The organism is Mucilaginibacter pallidiroseus, from assembly GCF_007846085.1.
Taxonomy (GTDB): Bacteria; Bacteroidota; Bacteroidia; order Sphingobacteriales; family Sphingobacteriaceae; genus Mucilaginibacter; species Mucilaginibacter pallidiroseus.
In genome coordinates this window covers 111,340-128,941 of record NZ_VOEJ01000002.1, presented here as the reverse complement: position 1 = coordinate 128,941, position 17,602 = coordinate 111,340, and the positions used below count along the sequence as shown (strand labels likewise).

The 17,602-nt window shown below is 44.4% G+C and carries 16 protein-coding genes; 13 read left to right on the top strand and 3 right to left on the bottom strand.

Going from position 1 to position 17,602, the window contains the following annotated elements; genetic code table 11:
- Positions 1-18: 18 nt before the first annotated feature.
- Together FPZ43_RS05000 and FPZ43_RS04995 are read right to left on the bottom strand one after the other, a co-directional pair.
- The gene (locus FPZ43_RS05000; RefSeq protein ID WP_146380759.1) at positions 19-807 is read right to left on the bottom strand and encodes an SDR family NAD(P)-dependent oxidoreductase; all 789 of its coding nucleotides are present in this window, start codon (positions 805-807) and stop codon (positions 19-21) included.
- Positions 804-1,790 (bottom strand): SDR family NAD(P)-dependent oxidoreductase, encoded by a 987-nt coding sequence (locus FPZ43_RS04995; RefSeq protein WP_146380758.1) that lies wholly within the window; start codon positions 1,788-1,790, stop codon positions 804-806. Before FPZ43_RS04995 ends, FPZ43_RS05000 begins: the two co-directional genes overlap by 4 nt.
- Positions 1,791-1,870: 80 nt before the next feature.
- Between FPZ43_RS04995 and FPZ43_RS04990 the strand changes: the two genes are divergently transcribed.
- The 12 genes from FPZ43_RS04990 (at position 1,871) to FPZ43_RS04935 (ending at position 15,577) form a co-directional block, all read left to right on the top strand.
- Positions 1,871-2,548, top strand: a complete 678-nt coding sequence (locus FPZ43_RS04990; RefSeq protein WP_146380757.1) for a response regulator transcription factor — start codon at positions 1,871-1,873, stop codon at positions 2,546-2,548.
- A gap of 6 nt (positions 2,549-2,554) precedes the next feature.
- Positions 2,555-3,922, top strand: coding sequence for a sensor histidine kinase (locus tag FPZ43_RS04985; protein WP_146380756.1), 1,368 nt, complete (start codon positions 2,555-2,557; stop codon positions 3,920-3,922).
- 87 nt (positions 3,923-4,009) lie between these two features.
- Entirely contained in the window at positions 4,010-5,284 is a 1,275-nt protein-coding gene (locus FPZ43_RS04980) for a TolC family protein (RefSeq protein WP_146380755.1), read from the top strand.
- A gap of 33 nt (positions 5,285-5,317) precedes the next feature.
- On the top strand, positions 5,318-6,412 hold the full coding sequence (locus FPZ43_RS04975; protein WP_146380754.1) for an efflux RND transporter periplasmic adaptor subunit: 1,095 nt from the start codon (positions 5,318-5,320) through the stop codon (positions 6,410-6,412).
- Positions 6,413-6,467: 55 nt separating this feature from the next.
- Positions 6,468-9,605 (top strand): efflux RND transporter permease subunit, encoded by a 3,138-nt coding sequence (locus tag FPZ43_RS04970; protein ID WP_146380753.1) that lies wholly within the window; start codon positions 6,468-6,470, stop codon positions 9,603-9,605.
- 126 nt (positions 9,606-9,731) lie between these two features.
- Entirely contained in the window at positions 9,732-11,234 is a 1,503-nt protein-coding gene (locus FPZ43_RS04965; RefSeq protein ID WP_146380752.1) for a cryptochrome/photolyase family protein, read from the top strand.
- Between the two features lie 87 nt (positions 11,235-11,321).
- The gene (locus FPZ43_RS04960) at positions 11,322-11,717 is read left to right on the top strand and encodes a GlcG/HbpS family heme-binding protein (protein WP_146380751.1); all 396 of its coding nucleotides are present in this window, start codon (positions 11,322-11,324) and stop codon (positions 11,715-11,717) included.
- 110 nt (positions 11,718-11,827) lie between these two features.
- Entirely contained in the window at positions 11,828-12,334 is a 507-nt protein-coding gene (locus tag FPZ43_RS04955) for a GbsR/MarR family transcriptional regulator (RefSeq protein WP_146380750.1), read from the top strand.
- Between the two features lie 60 nt (positions 12,335-12,394).
- Positions 12,395-13,231 (top strand): thiol-disulfide oxidoreductase DCC family protein, encoded by an 837-nt coding sequence (locus FPZ43_RS04950; RefSeq protein WP_146380749.1) that lies wholly within the window; start codon positions 12,395-12,397, stop codon positions 13,229-13,231.
- A complete protein-coding gene (locus FPZ43_RS04945) occupies positions 13,221-14,147 on the top strand; it encodes a TIGR01777 family oxidoreductase (RefSeq protein WP_146380748.1) in 927 nt (308 codons plus the stop codon). Before FPZ43_RS04950 ends, FPZ43_RS04945 begins: the two co-directional genes overlap by 11 nt.
- Positions 14,148-14,184: 37 nt before the next feature.
- Entirely contained in the window at positions 14,185-15,111 is a 927-nt protein-coding gene (locus FPZ43_RS04940; protein WP_146380747.1) for an SRPBCC family protein, read from the top strand.
- Position 15,112: 1 nt separating this feature from the next.
- Positions 15,113-15,577 (top strand): luciferase domain-containing protein, encoded by a 465-nt coding sequence (locus tag FPZ43_RS04935; protein ID WP_146380746.1) that lies wholly within the window; start codon positions 15,113-15,115, stop codon positions 15,575-15,577.
- Here the strand turns inward: FPZ43_RS04935 and FPZ43_RS04930 are convergent.
- Entirely contained in the window at positions 15,540-16,964 is a 1,425-nt protein-coding gene (locus FPZ43_RS04930; RefSeq protein WP_146380745.1) for a DUF3943 domain-containing protein, read from the bottom strand. The two genes, FPZ43_RS04935 and FPZ43_RS04930, sit on opposite strands and share 38 nt — an antisense overlap.
- A gap of 164 nt (positions 16,965-17,128) precedes the next feature.
- Here FPZ43_RS04930 and FPZ43_RS04925 point away from each other — a divergent pair, with 164 nt between their 5' ends.
- Complete coding sequence (locus tag FPZ43_RS04925) at positions 17,129-17,569, top strand: DUF4395 domain-containing protein (protein WP_146380744.1); 441 nt, start codon at positions 17,129-17,131, stop codon at positions 17,567-17,569.
- Positions 17,570-17,602 lie beyond the last annotated feature (33 nt).

Sequence of the window (17,602 nt, the reverse complement as noted above, 5' to 3'; positions counted from 1 at the left end):
CTCGCAATGACATGTTATTTACCCATGATCCTTTAACTTCCTCTTGACAATAGCATTTTTTATAAAGGCGGGAAGCAGCCCATTCAGCGTAACTAAAAACTTATTGGCGGCACCGGGTACAATCTCTTTTTTGCCTTTAAACAAACCGTCGATAGCTATGCGGGCAACATCTTCTGCCTCAAAAATTGTTGCGGCCGCTATGCCTTTCAGCTTTTGGTTCATTACTAGCAGCTCGGGTTTGGTATTGATACCGCCAGGGCTAAGCAGGCTCATTTTAACGTTACGGCCATGCAGTTCCAGCTGCATACATTTTGTGAAGTAGGCTATAAAGGCTTTGCTTGCGCCGTAAGTTGCTTTTTTAGGCACAACAAACAAACCGCCCAAGCTGCCCACATTTAAAATGTACGATGTTACGCTATCATCAACCTGGCCCAAAAACACTCGGGTAAGCATTACGGGTGTCATTACATTAAGCTCAAGCTGCGTTTTATAAAAGGCGGTACTCTTATCGATAAACCAATCCCAATTTCCCAGGCCAACGTTGTTGATCAGGATATGGGCTGTGGTGTTATTTTGTTTTAAGTAATCAAATATCCCGGTATAACTTTCTTGCAAGGTAAGGTCAAGCTCCAGGTAATCTGCTTTTACATCGAAACTTTTTTGCAGATAGGTAGACAAATGATTTAAACCTGTACCCGGTAACGAAACCATCAGCAGGTTTATACCACGGCGGGCCAGTTCAACAGAGAAGGCTTTCCCCAGCCCTTCGCTGGCTCCGGTAACTATAGCGGTAAGTAGCGGTTTCAATTGGCGTTATTGCGTAAAAAGTTAACAGTGCGTTTCATGCCCTCGGCAAATGGCGTTATGCGATAGCCCAGGTGGTCGATAGCTTTTTGGCTACTGTATTTTTGGTTGAAATTTATACGGTCGGCAAATTCAGGTAAAAAGAAGGGTGCCAGGCCGGTCAGTTGTGACTTTAGCGCCTCAATACGGCTGTAAAACTTTATAACCTTTTGCGGAACTTTTATCATACCAAGTTCCTTGCCCGATACTTCTTTCAACGTGGCAAAAAACTCATCAAAGCTTTTGTCCTCGCCACCCAAAATATATCGGTTTCCTGTAAGTCCTTTCTCCATTGACAAGATGTGGCCGTCAACCACATCATCAAGGTAAGCATAGTTTGATATCTGCGACCCATCACCGGGGATGATGCGCCATTTGCCTTTTAAATACCCGCCAACCATTTTGCTTACACTGTTACTATCTGTAACGGGGCCTTCGCCAAAAACGCGCGAAGGGTTAACCGTAACCACATCCAGGCCATTAGCCACAAATTTGTTTACCTCCAACTCGGCCAGGTATTTGGTACGCTCGTAAGCTATCGGGAAACCAACTACCCGCGGGTCGTCTTCCGTCATGGGGTGCTTTAGCGTAGGCCCCCAAACGCCGCAGGTTGATGTATATACAATGCGTTTTATGCCGGCAGCTTTTGCAGCCTCCATTACATTAATAGTGCCTGTAACATTGGTATCATAAAACTCGTTTGGGTTACGGCACCACATTTTGGCCATAGCTGCTGTGTGGTATACCTGGTCACAATCCTGTATAGCTGCTTTAAGGCTGGCTGTATCTAAAATGTCGCCTTTGATCGGGGCTATGTTGGCATGCGGTATAAGATAGGGGTGCTGCGTATTGCGGCAAAGCGCAATAACGTGGTTACCGGCTTGTGCCAGTTTTAAGCACAGTTGCCTGCCTATAAAACCGGTGGCACCTGTAACTAATATTTTCATAAGCTTTGTAATAAAGTTTAACTTTACCGCTACGTAGTTACAACAATTTATCCAAAATAGGTACGGGAGTTTTGTAAAAAATGAATAGCATTTGCCTGGTCGAAGACGAAGAAAAAGTATCTTCCTTTATAAAGAAGGGGCTCAACGAGCATGATTATGAGGTAGATGTAGCATCATCGGCAGAAGCCGCTATGGAACTTGTTGCCGCCAAGGATTATAACCTTGTTATATTGGATGTAATGCTGCCCGGCATGAGCGGTGTGGAGTTTTGCCGCATTTTGCGTAAAGGCCAACCGCAGCTGCCTGTACTGATGTTGAGTGCACTTGGTACCATTGACGACAAAGTAAACGGCCTGCAATCCGGCTCGGACGATTACCTGGTAAAGCCATTTCATTTTAACGAGTTACTTGCCCGGATAGAAGCCTTGCTGAGGCGTAAAAAGTTGGCAGACGGCGACGGGCATATCATAACCTTTGGCGGGCTTAAGCTTAATACCTGGGATAAAACCGCCGAGCGGGATGGTAAACAAATTATCCTTACCGCCAAAGAATACAGTTTAATGGAGCTGTTCATCAAAAACCCTAACAAGCTGCTGTCGCGCGAGTTTATTATGGAGCGCGTATGGGGTATTAACTTTGATACCGGCACCAATATGGTTGATGTTTATGTAAACTACCTGCGCAATAAAATCCAGAAGGGGTTTGATAAAAAGCTTATCCACACAGTTATAGGTATGGGGTATATCTTAAAAGATTAGGCGCTAATGAAAATCAAAACCAGGCTATCGTTATATTTTACGCTCATCAGTTCGGGGGCTTTGTTGCTGGTTTTGGTTTCTATCTACATAGCCGTATTCTCTTTTTTTACTGCCGATTTTTATAAGCGCCTTACCGACCGCACCAACCTTGCGTCGCAACTATACCTTAAAGCCGACGAACTTGCTGCCGATTCCATGATACAGGTGCAGCAAAAATACCTGGAAAAGTTGCCCGACGAGATCATCCGTATCTACGACGATAATAATATCTCGGCCTTTGATATGAAACATAATATCTATTGGTCAAAAGATATTATCAACCAGGTACGTAAAGAGGGAAGTATACAATACGAGGATGGAAAAAAGAAGGTAGTAGGGCACTATTACCACGATAACCAGGGAAACTTTGTTATACTGGCATCTGCCGTAGACAAGGGATCTACCCGGCGTATGGTAAAACTTGGCCAGCTTACAGGTATCTTATTCATAATTTTTGGTACAGGCTTGTTTTTTGCCGGGCGCATGTTTGCCCAAAAGGCGCTGTCGCCGGTTGATAAGATAGTTACCGAGATCCGCAGTATACGATCAAGCAACCTGCACCTCAGGGTAGGCCAGGTAAAAAGCAAGGACGAGATATACGAGTTGATAGACAATTTTAACCGCCTGCTCGAGCATCTTCAAAATGCCTTTGAGCTGCAGCAGACCTTTGTTGCCAATGCATCGCATGAGTTGCGTACGCCGCTAACCAGCATAATGGGCGAGGTGGATGTAGCCCTTGATAAGCCACGCGATGCCAAAGAGTACGAGCGTGTGCTACGGTCTATAGCTGCTGACGGCTCCCACCTGCAGGAAACAATTACCAGTTTAATGGAGCTTGCCCAGGTTGATCTGCACTACACGCAGGCCATATTAAGCCCGGTGCGTGTTGATGAATTGATATGGGAGCTTGATGAATATTGGGCTGTTAAAAAAGGCCCCGGTATGCTCAAGGTTCAATTTGGCGACATGCCCGAAGATCAAGAGTTGCTTACCATATCTGCACATAAATCAATGTTATATATTGCCCTAAACAATATCATTGATAATGCTTTTAAATATTCGGCGCCCCAGCCGGTAACCTTAAATTTTGAGGCTGGTGCAGGCACTGTAAAAGTTTCTGTGGCAGACCAAGGTCCGGGCATAAGCGAAGCCGATAAAGCCAAAATCTTTCGCCCGTTTTACCGGGTAAATAAAGACCGCTCCATCAGCGGCAGCGGTATTGGCTTATACATCACAGGCAAAATCATTGAACTGTTTGGCGGCAGTATACAAGTACTGTCGAACGGATTTAAAGGCAGTACCTTTATTATTGAATTTGCCGCTCGCAACAGGTAATTCAAATTCTAATCTCATTCTAATTCTGTTTTAATCTGCCTCTAATTCTGTTAAAATAATTTTGAATCATCAATCTTATTATAACCGATGTCAGTTAAATATATCCGTTTCGCCGCACTTTTAGCCATAGCAATTTTTGCAGGCCGCGGCGCTTACGCACAGCAAACAGATACCTTACGGGTTACCTTTAAGGAAGCCGAAAAAAGCTTCCTGGACAACAACCTGGAGCTTATTGCTCAAAAGTATAATGTTGATGCTGCAAAAGCATTAATACAGCAGGCCAAACTTTGGGACAACCCTGTAATAAGCACCGACCAGAACATTACGGACGCCAACAAAAAGTTTTTTGACCATAGCAACGGTAAGGGGCAAATATTTGTGCAATTGAGCCAAGTATTTGTAACTGCTGGCAAACGCGGTAAACAAGTGCAGGTGGCACAAGATGGGGTGCAAATACAACAGGCCCAGTTTAACGATTTGATGCGTAACCTGCGCTACAACCTGTTGCTTGATTTTACACAGGTGGCCAACCTCATAGATCAGCGCAAAATTTACCAGACAGAAATTGCATCGGCAAATAACATGGTAAATGCAATTCAGAAATCATACGAGGCCGGCAACAACTCCTTGAAAGATGTGGTGCGCTTAAAGGCATTGGCATTTGGTTTAGAAAATGATCTTGTAGAGATTGACCGCCAGATAAATGATTTACAGGCCGAACTTAAAACGTTACTTGTTGCAAACGAGCGCCAGTTTATTGCCCCGCAGGTAACTTATAACAACGCCGATACTACGTTAGATGCCGCTGCCCTAACGCAGCAAGCGCTTTCAACACGAGGCGATTATCTGGCTAACCGTTATCAGTTAGACCAAAGCAACCATAACTTGGCATTGCAAAAAGCATTAGCCGTGCCGGATGTTACCATTGGTAGCGCTTTTGACCAGCACAGCAGTTACGCCAACAATTACGTGGGCCTGCAAGTAAGTTTGCCTCTTCCTTTGTTTAACCGCAATCAGGGCAATATTAAAAACGCAAAACTGGCTGCCCAAAGTCAGGAATATACCTTAAAAAACAGCGAGTTACAGCTTAAAAATGATGTTTACTCGGCGGTTAACCAATACCGTTTAAGCCAGCAACTGCTTAACCAGAGCCAAACTGACTTTGTAAAAAACTACGACAAATTGTACATCAGTATGCAGAGAGGCTATCAGCTTAAGCAGGTAAGCTTGCAGGAGTTTGTAGACTTTTTTGACTCGTACCGCGAAACCAAGATCAAGGTGATGCAGCAGCAGGTTAACCTGCAAAAAGCCATTGCCGATGTCAACTACGCAGTTGGCACTACTATAATTACCCCTCAATAACAAGCAAAACACTAACAACATTATAATACGATAATGAAAAAGCCTTTAATATATATTGCTGCTGCCGCCATTGGCCTGAGCGCCTGCCAGGAGAAAAAGACCGGTACCATGGAAGCTAAACAAGTTTGCGTGAGCGACTCGTTGGCTAAAATGATAAAGATAGATACGGCGAAAACCACCGCCATGCAGGATGAACTTTCGCTTAGTGGCGAGGTGTCATTCGATGAAAATAAAGTGGTTAAGATTTTCCCGTTTGCAAGCGGGCAGGTTACAGACGTAAAAGTATCCCTGGGCGATAAGGTAAGCAAGGGCCAAACACTTGCCATCATTCGCAGTGCGGATGTTGCCGGTAACTACACCGACCTTACATCAACCCGTGCCGACCTTGCCATAGCTAAACGCCAGTTGGAACAAGCCGAATACCTTTACAAAAGCGGCATATCAAGCGAGCGCGACTATACCGAAGCAAAAGAGAACTACAATAAATCTGTAGCAGCCAACTCAAAAGTGCGCGACCAGATAGCCATTAACGGAGGTGGTAACACCAATGCTAGCGGCACGCTGGTTATAAAAGCACCAAGTGATGGCTATATAGTTGAAAAGAATATCGCTACGGGCAACTTTATTCGCCCGGATAACAGCAGCAGCCTGTTTACCATCTCAAACATGAAAGATGTTTGGATTTGGGCCAACGTGTTCGAAACCGATATTGCTAAAGTTAAAAAGGGGTACGATGCCAAGATCACTGTATTAGCTTATCCCGATAAGGCATTTTACGGTAAGGTTGACGAGGTAAGTTCGGTACTTGATCCGGACAATAAAGTAATGAAGGTGCGTATAGCCCTAACCAACCCCGACCTGTTGCTCAAGCCGGAAATGTTTACCAATGTGGTGATCACTAATAAGGAGCCAAGCACTTCGGTATCGGTACCGGCGTCATCAGTAATATTTGATAACGCGAAAAACTTTGTGGTGCTGTACAACTCCAAATGCAACCTTAAGGTGCGCGAAGTAGTGCCCATTAAAACGGTTGATAGTGTAACCTACCTTGCCAGCGGCCTTAAACCCGGCGAAAAGATAGTATCAAAAAGCCAGCTATTGCTTTACAACGCTTTAACAGAAGAGTAATAGCAAATCCGCAGCATTCACAACAATTAAGATCATTACTACAACATATAAGTAAATGAACAAGCTCATTAAAAATATAATACACTTTTCGCTGAGGCACCGTGCTATGGTGTTCTTCATGACTGGTGTGCTGGCTGTATTGGGCGTCTGGAGTTATTTAAATACCCCTATTGAAACCTTTCCGGACGTTACCAATACACAAATAATCATCATAGCCCAATGGCCGGGGCGCAGTGCCGAAGAGGTGGAGAAAATGATAACCATCCCGATGGAAACCGTTTTAAACTCCGTGCAAAAAAAGGCTAACCTGCGTACTACATCATCTTTCGGTTTATCATACGTGCGTATCATTTTTGATGATGATGTAGACGACTCTTTCGCACGACAACAGGTACTAAGTCGCTTAAGTAACGCCGACCTGCCCGATGGCGTAAAGCCGGAGGTGCAGCCACCATACGGCCCAACAGGCGAAATCTATCGTTACACATTACGCAGCAAAACCAAATCGTTGCATGAGCTTACTGCCATACAGGATTGGGTGCTCGATCGTCAGTTTAAATCATTACCCGGCGTGGCCGATGTTAACAGCTTTGGCGGTGAGGAAAAAAGCTACGAGCTGAGTGTTAACCCCGCACTATTGCAAAAATACGGCCTCACAGCGCTTGATGTTTTCAACGCCGTTAACCGTAGTAACATTAACGTAGGCGGCGATGTAATTGAAAAGAATGACCAGGCATACGTGGTACGTGGTATAGGTTTGATAAACAACATCAGCGAGATAGAAAACATCATTGTTAAGAACGTAAACAATGTGCCTATCCTTGCCCGCAACGTTGCCGACATTAAAGAAAGCGGCTTGCCAAGGTTAGGTCAGGTAGGGCGCGATAAAGATAATGACGTAATTGAAGGTATTGTGGTGATGCGTAAAGGCGAGAACCCTGCAGATGTGCTTACCCGCATCCGTGCCAAGGTTGCCGACCTGAACGATAACGTGTTGCCAAAGGATGTAAAGATCGACACCTTTTACGACCGTACCAACCTGATGGAGTTTTGTACCGAAACAGTTATCCACAACTTGCTGGAAGGTATAGTGCTTGTAACGGTTATTGTATTCCTTTTCATGGCAGACTGGCGTACAACGCTTACCGTGGCCATTATCATTCCGCTGGCTTTGCTTTTTGCTTTTATGTGTATGCGTATAAAGGGCATGACAGCCAACCTGCTCTCTATGGGTGCGGTAGATTTTGGTATCATTATAGATGGCGCGGTGGTAATGGTTGAGGGGATATTCGTGGCGCTCGATCATAAGGCCAAAGAGGTGGGCATGCAAAAGTTTAATGGCCTGGCCAAACTTGGCTTGTTCAAAAGCGTTGGGGCCGAGATGGGTAAATCTATCTTCTTCTCAAAGCTTATCATTATAACCTGTTTGGTGCCAATCTTTGCTTTCCAAAAGGTGGAGGGTAAGATGTTTTCGCCGCTGGCATACACACTTGGTTTTGCCTTATTAGGTGCATTGCTTTTCACGCTTACGCTGGTGCCTGCGCTATCAAGTATATTGCTTCGCAAAAACGTAAAAGAAAAACACAACCGTGTGGTGATATTTTTTGAGAACGGTATTCGCCGCATGTTCAATTATACCTACCACAACCAAAAGCTTAGCCTTATAGTTGCTATTAGCTTTATGGCACTTACGTTTTTCTCGGCCAAGTTTTTAGGTACGGAGTTTTTGCCTCAGCTTAACGAGGGCGCACTTTGGGTAACCGCCCAAATGCCGATGAGTACGTCGCTGGAAAATTCTGTTAAGGTTACTGATAAAATGCGGGAGATATTATCAACCTTCCCTGAAGTGAAGCAAACGCTCTCGCAGGTTGGCCGTACCAATGATGGTACCGACCCGAAAGGTTTCTTCAACGTACAAATCCAGGTGGATTTGCTGCCCAAAAAACAATGGAAACGCAAAATTACCGAGGAGCAGCTTATATCGCAGATAGATAAAAAGCTGAGCGTTTTCCCGGGTATCATTTTCAACTACTCGCAGCCAATTATTGATAACGTGGCCGAAGCAGTTGCCGGTGTGCCCGCATCAATGGCAGTGAAGATCTTTGGCTCTGACTTTAACGTATTAGATAAAAAGGCTAACCAGGTAATGGCTACGTTAAAGCATGTGCAAGGCGTAGAAGATTTGGGCATATTGCGCAACCTTGGCCAGCCCGAGTTCCGGATTGAGCTCGATCAGCGTAAAATGGCTTTATATGGTGTTGCCACTGCCGATGCCAACGCGGTTATTGAAATGGCCATAGGCGGTAAAGCTGCAACCCAACTGTATGAGGGCGAACGCAAGTTTGATATCCGTATTCGTTACCAAAAACAATTCAGGGAAACCCAGGAAGAAATTGAAAACCTGATGGTACCAACCCTTAGCGGCTCCAAAATATCCATCAAAGAGATCTCGACGATTAAAGAATTAACCGGCCCGGCCTTCATCTTCAGGGACAACAACATGCGCTACATAGCTGTAAAATTCTCTGTTCGTGGTCGCGATTTAGGTAGCACCATTGCCGAGGCGCAGCAAAAGGTAGGCAAAGCCGTTAAGCTTGACCAAGGCTACAGCTTTACCTGGAACGGTGAGTTCGAAAACCAGATCAGGGCATCAAAAACGCTATCTCACGTAGTGCCAATATGTTTGCTGGTAATTTTCCTTATCCTTTACAGCATGTTTGGTAACGCGAAAGATGCCATCCTGGTTGTAATGAACGTGCCGTTCGCGCTAATTGGCGGTATCCTGGCCCTTCACATTACCGGTATCAACTTCAGTATATCGGCAGGTATTGGCTTTATTGCATTGTTTGGCGTGTGTATCCAAAACGGCGTAATCCTGATATCGGTGTTCCGTAAAAATCTTGAAGAAGGTTTACAGCTCGATCAGGCTATCCTCACAGGTGTAATATCGCGCGTGCGCCCGGTGGTAATGACTGCTTTGATGGCTGCTATAGGTTTAATGCCGGCTGCTATATCAACAGGTATCGGGTCCGAAACTCAGAAGCCGCTTGCCATTGTGGTAATTGGTGGTTTGGTAACATCAACTATACTCACTTTACTGATATTGCCGGTAATATATGCGGTTGTTTACAGGTTTATGCATAACCGCAAAAACCGCAAACTTCTAAAAAATATAGGCGCTATTAACGCTTAAAATATTAAAAATGTGCGCTGTGTATTGTTAGTGTGTATGCAGCGGAGGGGAGTGGGCTGGCGAGCAGCAACTCCCCTTTTTTATTGCACCAAAAACAAGCTTGTTAATTAGCCTGTTGCATACAGCATGGATACTGCTGTAACCCTTATATTTCCGCATCAACTATTTAATAAACATCCGGCAGTAAAGCCTTCGCGCAAGGTGTACCTGGTGGAGGAGGAGTTGTTTTTTAATCAGTATAACTTCAATAAGCAAAAGCTGGTGCTGCACCGGGCTTCCATGCAGTTTTACGCTGATTACCTGCGCGAAAAAAACGTAGCGGTTGACTATATTGAAGCGACAGACAAGTTATGCGATATCCGCAAGTTAATACCTTACCTGGCAAAGCAGGGCGTAGATCAGATACACTATGGCCACGTTGCTGATGATTGGCTGGATAGCCGCCTGAACAAGGCCGCCGCAGCTCATGGTATTGAGCTAACCAAATACCGCAGCCCTAACTGGCTCAATGATGCAAATGAAGTATCTGATTTTTTTGATAACAAGCGTACATACTTCCAAACCGATTTTTACATACAACAGCGTAAGCAGCGCAATCTTTTGTTGGAGGCAGATAACAAACCGCTTGGCGGCAAGTGGACATACGATAGCGATAACCGCAAAAAATTTCCCAAAAACGAGCAGGTACCGGTTTTGGATGTGCCGGCCGCTGATGAATATATAAAAGATGCCCGCGTTTGGGTTAATAAGCATTATCCTGATAATTACGGCACAACCGCATCGCCCTTCGGCGGCGGAGAAAGTTTTTACCCTATTAATTTTAAGGATGCAGAAACCTGGCTGCAGCAATTTTACAAGCAACGTTTTCATCACTTTGGGGTATATGAAGATGCCATGGTGGCTAAAGAGAGTTTTTTATACCACTCGGTGCTTACGCCCATGCTTAACATAGGCTTGCTAAGCCCGCAGCAGGTTATAGATGGTGCCATTACTTTCGCCGCCGAGAATAACATTCCCCTAAACTCGGTTGAGGGATTTTTAAGGCAGGTAATGGGCTGGCGCGAGTTTATCCATATAGTTTACGAACGCGAAAGTGTAAAGCAGCGCACAAAAAACTATTGGGGCTTTAAGCGCAAAATTCCGTCATCATTCTGGAAAGGCGAAACCGGCATTTTACCTGTAGATACCGTTATTAAAAAAGTGTTGGCGACGGGCTATAGCCATCATATTGAACGGCTAATGGTGATGGGTAATTTTTTGTTGCTTTGCGAATTTGACCCAGATGAGGTTTACCGCTGGTTTATGGAAATGTATATTGATGCCTATGATTGGGTAATGGTGCCCAACACTTACGGTATGACACAATTTGCCGATGGTGGCCTCATGATGACCAAGCCATATATAAGCGGTAGTAATTACCTGCTTAAAATGGGCGATTGGGCCAAAGGGCCATGGCAGCAAATTTGGGATGGCCTTTTTTGGCGATTTATGCACGTGCACCGTAACTTTTTCACGCAAAACCCGCGCCTGGGCATGCTGGTTAACACATTCGATAAAATGGATGCATCAAAACAAAAGGCACACCTGAAAGCAGCAGAAGATTTTCTTACTCAGCTTGATAAGGATTGATATTTACCCTATTAAGGTGTTAAATGCCAAAAACATAGCAACGCCGCGCCTGTTGCTCATGTACAACTATACCAAAAGAGAAATTATATGAGCGTTACATTAGAACAGGCAGAAAAACTGTCGCAGGCAGCTAAAGAGAAGGCAGCGGCCATTGGCGTACCAATGAATATTGCCATTGTAGACGAAGGTGCCAATCTGGTATCATTCCACCGAATGGACAATGCGTGGCTTGGATCGGTTGATATTGCTATTAAAAAAGCAAAAACGGCACGTTTCTTTGACATGAACTCGGGCGAGATTGGAAAACTTTCGCAGCCGGGCGGTCCCCTTTACAACATCGAACACTCAAACGGCGGCCTTATCAGCTTCCCGGGCGGGGTATTGTTAAAGGACGGCGATAAAATTATCGGGGCAATAGGTGTATCTGGCGGGTCGGTAGATCAGGATCATGAAGTGGCCACTGCCGGTGCCGAAGCAATTTAACATACCGAAGGCCTCCTGATTTACGGGAGGCCTTTTTAATTAAATAAATTTTATTTTTAAATAAACTTTCAAAAAGTTTTGAAAGTTTAATATTGTTATTATATTTGTATATGGAATTACCTGAAGCAAAATTAAAGTTTATTGAAACCTGGGGTAAATTAGGCTCTGAGTGGGGTGTAAACCGTACTATGGCACAGGTACATGCCTTATTGTTGCTTACACCTACCGAGCTTACAACCGAAGAGGTTATGGAACAGCTGAGCATATCCAGAGGTAATGCCAACATGACCCTGCGCGAGTTAATGGGGTGGGGCTTAGTTGAAAAACGCCACAAAGCCGGCGAACGCAAAGAATATTTTTATGCTGATAAAAACACCTGGAACATTGCCCGCCAGGTAGCAAAAGAGCGCCGCAAACGCGAACTGGAGCCGGTATTAAAGGTGCTTGACGAGCTTGCTAAGGTTGATGGCGACAGCCATGATGAAGATTACAAAACATTTAAAAAATCAGTTACCGATATAAATAAGATGGCAAAAAACGTCGACAAAACTTTAGAAACTATGCTTAAGGCAGAGGAAAACTGGTTTTGGGGTTCGATTTTTAAAATGTTCCAGTAACATTTTTTTATGATTTGATATTTCATTTTTTATTGAAAATATAATAATAATAATTATATAATGAAAACCTTAGCAAATCACCTTATACTTTTTGATGCCGAATGCCCTATGTGCAGGCTCTACACCAACGCTTTTATAGGCGCAAACATGCTTGATGAAGATGGCAGGGCGGCCTACCAAACCCTGCAGGCCGAAGCCTGCCCCATGGTTGACAGGCAGCGTGCCGTTAACGAAATTGCACTTGTAAATAAAACTACCGGCGAAGTAACTTATGGCGTGCACAGCCTTTTTAAGGTAATAGGAAACGCCCTGCCGGTATTAAAACCCCTGTTTAATTTCAGGCCCTTTGCCTTTTTAATGATTAAGGTTTACAGTTTCATTTCATACAACCGGCGCGTTATCATCCCCACCGCAGGCGATGGATTTGCATTGCAACCCACTTTTAAGTTGCACTATCGCGTGGCCTATTTAATTTTTACCTGGGCAATAACCTCATTAATTTTAACATACTATGCGCCACTGCTTGGCGGCATTATGCCGGTAGGCGGTTTGTATCGCGAAGCTTTAATTTGCGGCGGGCAGATCTTTTTTCAGGGTATGGTTATCAGCTTCGCTGATCCCAAAAAACGCTGGGAATATTTAGGTAATATGATGACCATATCTTTTGCCGGTGGCTTGCTGCTGCTGCCCGTGGTGATGATAAGCGGCTTAACGGGTAATCATCCTGTGATGTATGCAAGCTACTTTATGCTGGTGGCGGGGCTGATGTTTTTAGAGCATATCCGCCGTAGTAAGCTTTTGGCAATAGGCTGGTTGCCAACCATTAGCTGGGCATTTTATCGTGCCCTGATTTTAATCGTGATTCTTTATCTAGAAACTATTAATCATGCTGTATAAGAAAATCATACTTGCCGGCGGTAACGGTTACCTGGGCGGGGTATTGGCTAACTATTATAAAGACAAAGCCGGGCAGGTTATCATTCTTAGTCGCAAGCCTAAAATTGCGGAAGGTAATATCAGCACCATTGTTTGGGATGGTAAAACCGCAGGCGCCTGGGTTGATGAATTGGAAGGTGCCGATTTGCTGATAAACCTGTGCGGCAAAAATGTTAACTGCCGATACACCAAAGCCAATCGCGGCGAGCTTTTTAGCTCAAGGCTGGTGCCTACGAGATTGCTGGGGAATGTTGTTGCAGGTTTACGGCAACCACCCGCCTTGTGGATCAACATTACATCTGCCACTATTTACCGCCATGCTGAAGACCGCCCGCAGGACGAAGATACCGGCGAAATTGGCTACGGTATGTCAATTGACATTTGCAAGCAATGGGAACAAACATTGTTTGACACCATTACGCCCAATACCCGTAAAGTAGCTTTGCGCATGGGTATTGTATTGGGCAGGAGCGGTGGCGCGTTTCCGCGTTTGCTAAACCTGGTACGGGTAGGGATGGGCGGCAGGCAGGGCGATGGCAGGCAATACATTTCATGGGTACATGAGCAGGATGCAGCCAAATGCACCGAGTGGCTGCTGCAAAGCACGGCGGTTGATGGTGTAGTTAACTGTACTGCGCCCGAAGCTGTAACCAACAGCAATTTTATGCAACTACTTCGTGATGCATACGGCGTTCCTTTTGGTTTTCCAACCCCTGTTTGGCTAATGGAAATAGGTGCACGCATTATCGGCACCGAAACCGAGCTGGTATTTAAAAGCCGCTGGGTAAAACCGGGCAAGCTTATAAACGGCGGTTACCAATTTATCTTTTCCAAAGCAAAGCATGCTGTGCATGATCTTTTGGCTATTCATATATAATCAACCTTATTCACTAACTTCAAAAACCTTTCTTATCATGTTTAAAAATTTATTTACTCAAAAAAGCCTTGGCTTTATACTTTCAAATGCGCTTGCACTTGTTTTAATGCTTGCATCCCGCATTTTTATAAGGGATAATATCGGCTTATCGGCTTCAACAACATTAATATTTTCAGAATTTGTAGTGCTGCCTTTTGCTATGGGCTTGATCTGTGCGTGGTTCTGGCGAAAGGAGGGACTAAGTAGCATGGATATTTTAAAGCACATGCTGATTAATACGTTTCTGGCTATTTTTTTAAGTTTAATTGCTTTGGGCGAAGGGGTAATATGCCTTATAATCGTTTCTCCTTTGCTTTGGTGTTTTATGATTGCAGGTGCGTTTACTGGTAAAGCCCTATTTGGGTATAACAACCAAAACCTCAACGTAAGTGTGGTTGCTATACTTGCAATAATATTTATAACTGATGCTTCATCAATACATCAATATGAAAATATGGTAGCCGATGTAATGGTTATAAAAGCACCGCCAGCCAAAGTATGGCAATACGTGGTTGCCTATAAGCGCATCGAGGAGAAGGAAAAATACTGGCTCTTTAAAATGGGTATGCCGAGCCCGGTACAGTCAACTGCCGATGGTTACTACCTGGGTGCAGGGCGCAAGTGCATTTTCAGTAATGGCTATACCTTTGATGAAAAGATAGTAACCTATGATGAAAACCGGAATCTTACCTTTGACATTACCAAACAGCCCCGCGACCCCGAAATAATGGGACATATAGACATACTGCGCGGCCAGTTCCTGCTAAAAGATAACGGCGACGGTACCACCACGCTTACAGGCAATAGCTGGTACAGGCTATACGTTTTCCCGGTTTGGTATTACGATATGTGGGCCGAAAGCGTGACCCGTAATGTTCACATCAGGGTAATGGAGCATATTAAAAAACTAAGCGAAGCTAAGTGATATGTTCGGCTTTGTTATTAAACACTTTGGGTTTTTAAAATACGTGCCTTTAGCACCGCATGTGTTTGACGCAATGCTTAAAGTATGGACGGCATTTTCGCGCCCGCACGTACTTGGCTACATAGATACCATCGAGGCTGAGCTGATGAGGTGGCAAGGCATGCGGCTAACTATTCATAAATATGGCGGGATTCAGTTCAACTATCATGGCAAAGAGTTAGGCCATATTCACAGTAATGGCTTACTTGATATGCCTTTGAGCAGAAAACAAAAACATCAGTTAATGCAACAGCATGCTACTGTGCAAGATCATCATACCTTTAAAGGAACAGGTTGGATAAGCCTGTTTATTAAAGCAGAAGGTGATGTGCAACTGACCATGTCTATTTTTCAATTAGCCTATAAAACCCGCAAAGCCAAAATGTCGCCTACAAATTCACACTATACCGTGCCGATATTCGTGTAAAGGGATACAGCTGTTTAAAGTTAGGATATTCTTTGTAAACACCCCTGAGCACAAAATAGCCCGGCTCGGTAGCGATAGAAAACCCATTTTTAAACGCATACCTCACCTCGCCGGTAACGGTGTGTAAAAAGTAGTGCGATTCGTTTCCGTTAAGCGTGTAAAGTAAAGCCCCCCGGTAATCGGCGCTTAAAAAAAGCCGGTCCTTAAAGTTTATACCGCCCCCGCCGGAGTACGCCACGCCGGATCCGTAGGCATAGTTGCGGCCGTTTTTAAGGTATGGGTCGGGTACTGCACCCAGCACAACCGCACCAACAGCCGCGGTTGTGGTAAATTTAAATTTACGTACAGGAGCCCACTGTGAAAACAAGTTAAGCTTTACGCTTTGCCCGCCATAAAAAAAAGCCTCGTTTTTAATATAATCATAATTTGCCGACAGGATAAGCAAATGCTGCAACGAGCGGCTCGAGCGTATTTCCCAGCCGGCCAGTGAACCGTATGCGCTGATGTTATTTACCGCCGAACTATCGTCACGACCAAATTCAGCCGAGATATACATGTTGCTGAACGGCGTGCTGAAATCTTCATAACGGTTACCGTAAATAAGCTTGGCACGCGCAAACCAACCATACTGCCCATATTTGATAAAGTTGCTATTCCTGGAGTTAAAGCTGCGGGCTCCCAGATCAAACTCGGCACTCACTATTGTTGAATCGCTGGCGGTTAAAGTGCTGCTGCGCTTGCCCCACTTGCCATCAATAATACGGTTAAGCCCGTTCATTGGGTTTATAACAAATGCAGCTACCTCGGTCATGGTACGCTTAAAGCCTGTTGTACGGTTATTAACCAAACGGTTAGCAAGCCTATGTGTCATCTCACCTAACACTACCCCACCAAAGGTGGTATTTACAAAGTCGTTAGGTGATGGTGCCTCATTCTCGCCAAATGTTTCCCACAGGTAACTGCCTGCTGCCGTGGCCGCTGCCGATTGCCAAAAGCTATAACCATTTGTACGAAAAGCACTGTAATACAAATTTCCATGATATGGATGCCCAAACTGATTGGTCTGGAAAATATCTTTATCCCATGCCCAATGCGTAGGGTTTAAGTTATAACCTATCGACTTGAAAGTTACCTTCGCGTATGGCGCGCCCGATATGGTATTAAATATAAAAGGCGTGGCTTCGGCAACGCCCAATTGCCAGGCTGCACGGCCAAATCTTTTAGGCTGAGGCTGAGCTTGTGGAAGCATGGGTGGCGGCGGCAATTTGCCAACGCTGTCTGGTATAAGCTTATTAACTTCGGTAGGGTTTTGGGCAAGAGCATCTATAGGCACTTGTAAGCAAACAAGGCTGATTAATAAAGCGGCAAATACGTAAAGTGCTTTCAATATATTAGTACGTGTTAAGTGGGCGTTATTTAAAAGCTACCTAACAGTTAAGGTATGTTATGGTTTCATAATATTCCGTTTTGTTTTGAAGTTAAATTGTTGGTTATTAAATTATTTAGTTAAGATAAACTTTGGCTATATCTTTAGTGCCGAATTATAATCATATGAGTGAGTTAAGCTGCCCCATAGACCATGTAAAGGTTGATGAAAATAAGATGAGGCTAATAGCCCTGCTGGTATCGGTTTGCGGCATAGGTTACCTGCTTACAGGTTATATTTTGATCATAGTATTTGTAATAGTCGATTTTTTACCCCGAATGTTAGGTAATCCACAGTATAGTTTGTTGGCCAAACTTGCAGGCCTGCTTGCCGCCTTACTTAAACTTAAGCAAAAACCAACCGACCGTGGCCCTAAGCGCTTTGCCGCCGGGATGGGTCTTGTTTTTAACCTGTTGATACTTTTTGTAGCGTTAATGCACTGGGTTACCGCAGCAACTGTATTAACAGCTATGCTGTGCTGCTTTGCTTTTTTGGAAGCATTTGCTGCTGTATGCATTGGCTGTTTCATTTACACTATACTCCAGAAAACTGCTCTTATTCGTTAAGTATTATATTCGTATAGTGCTCAAATAGCTTAT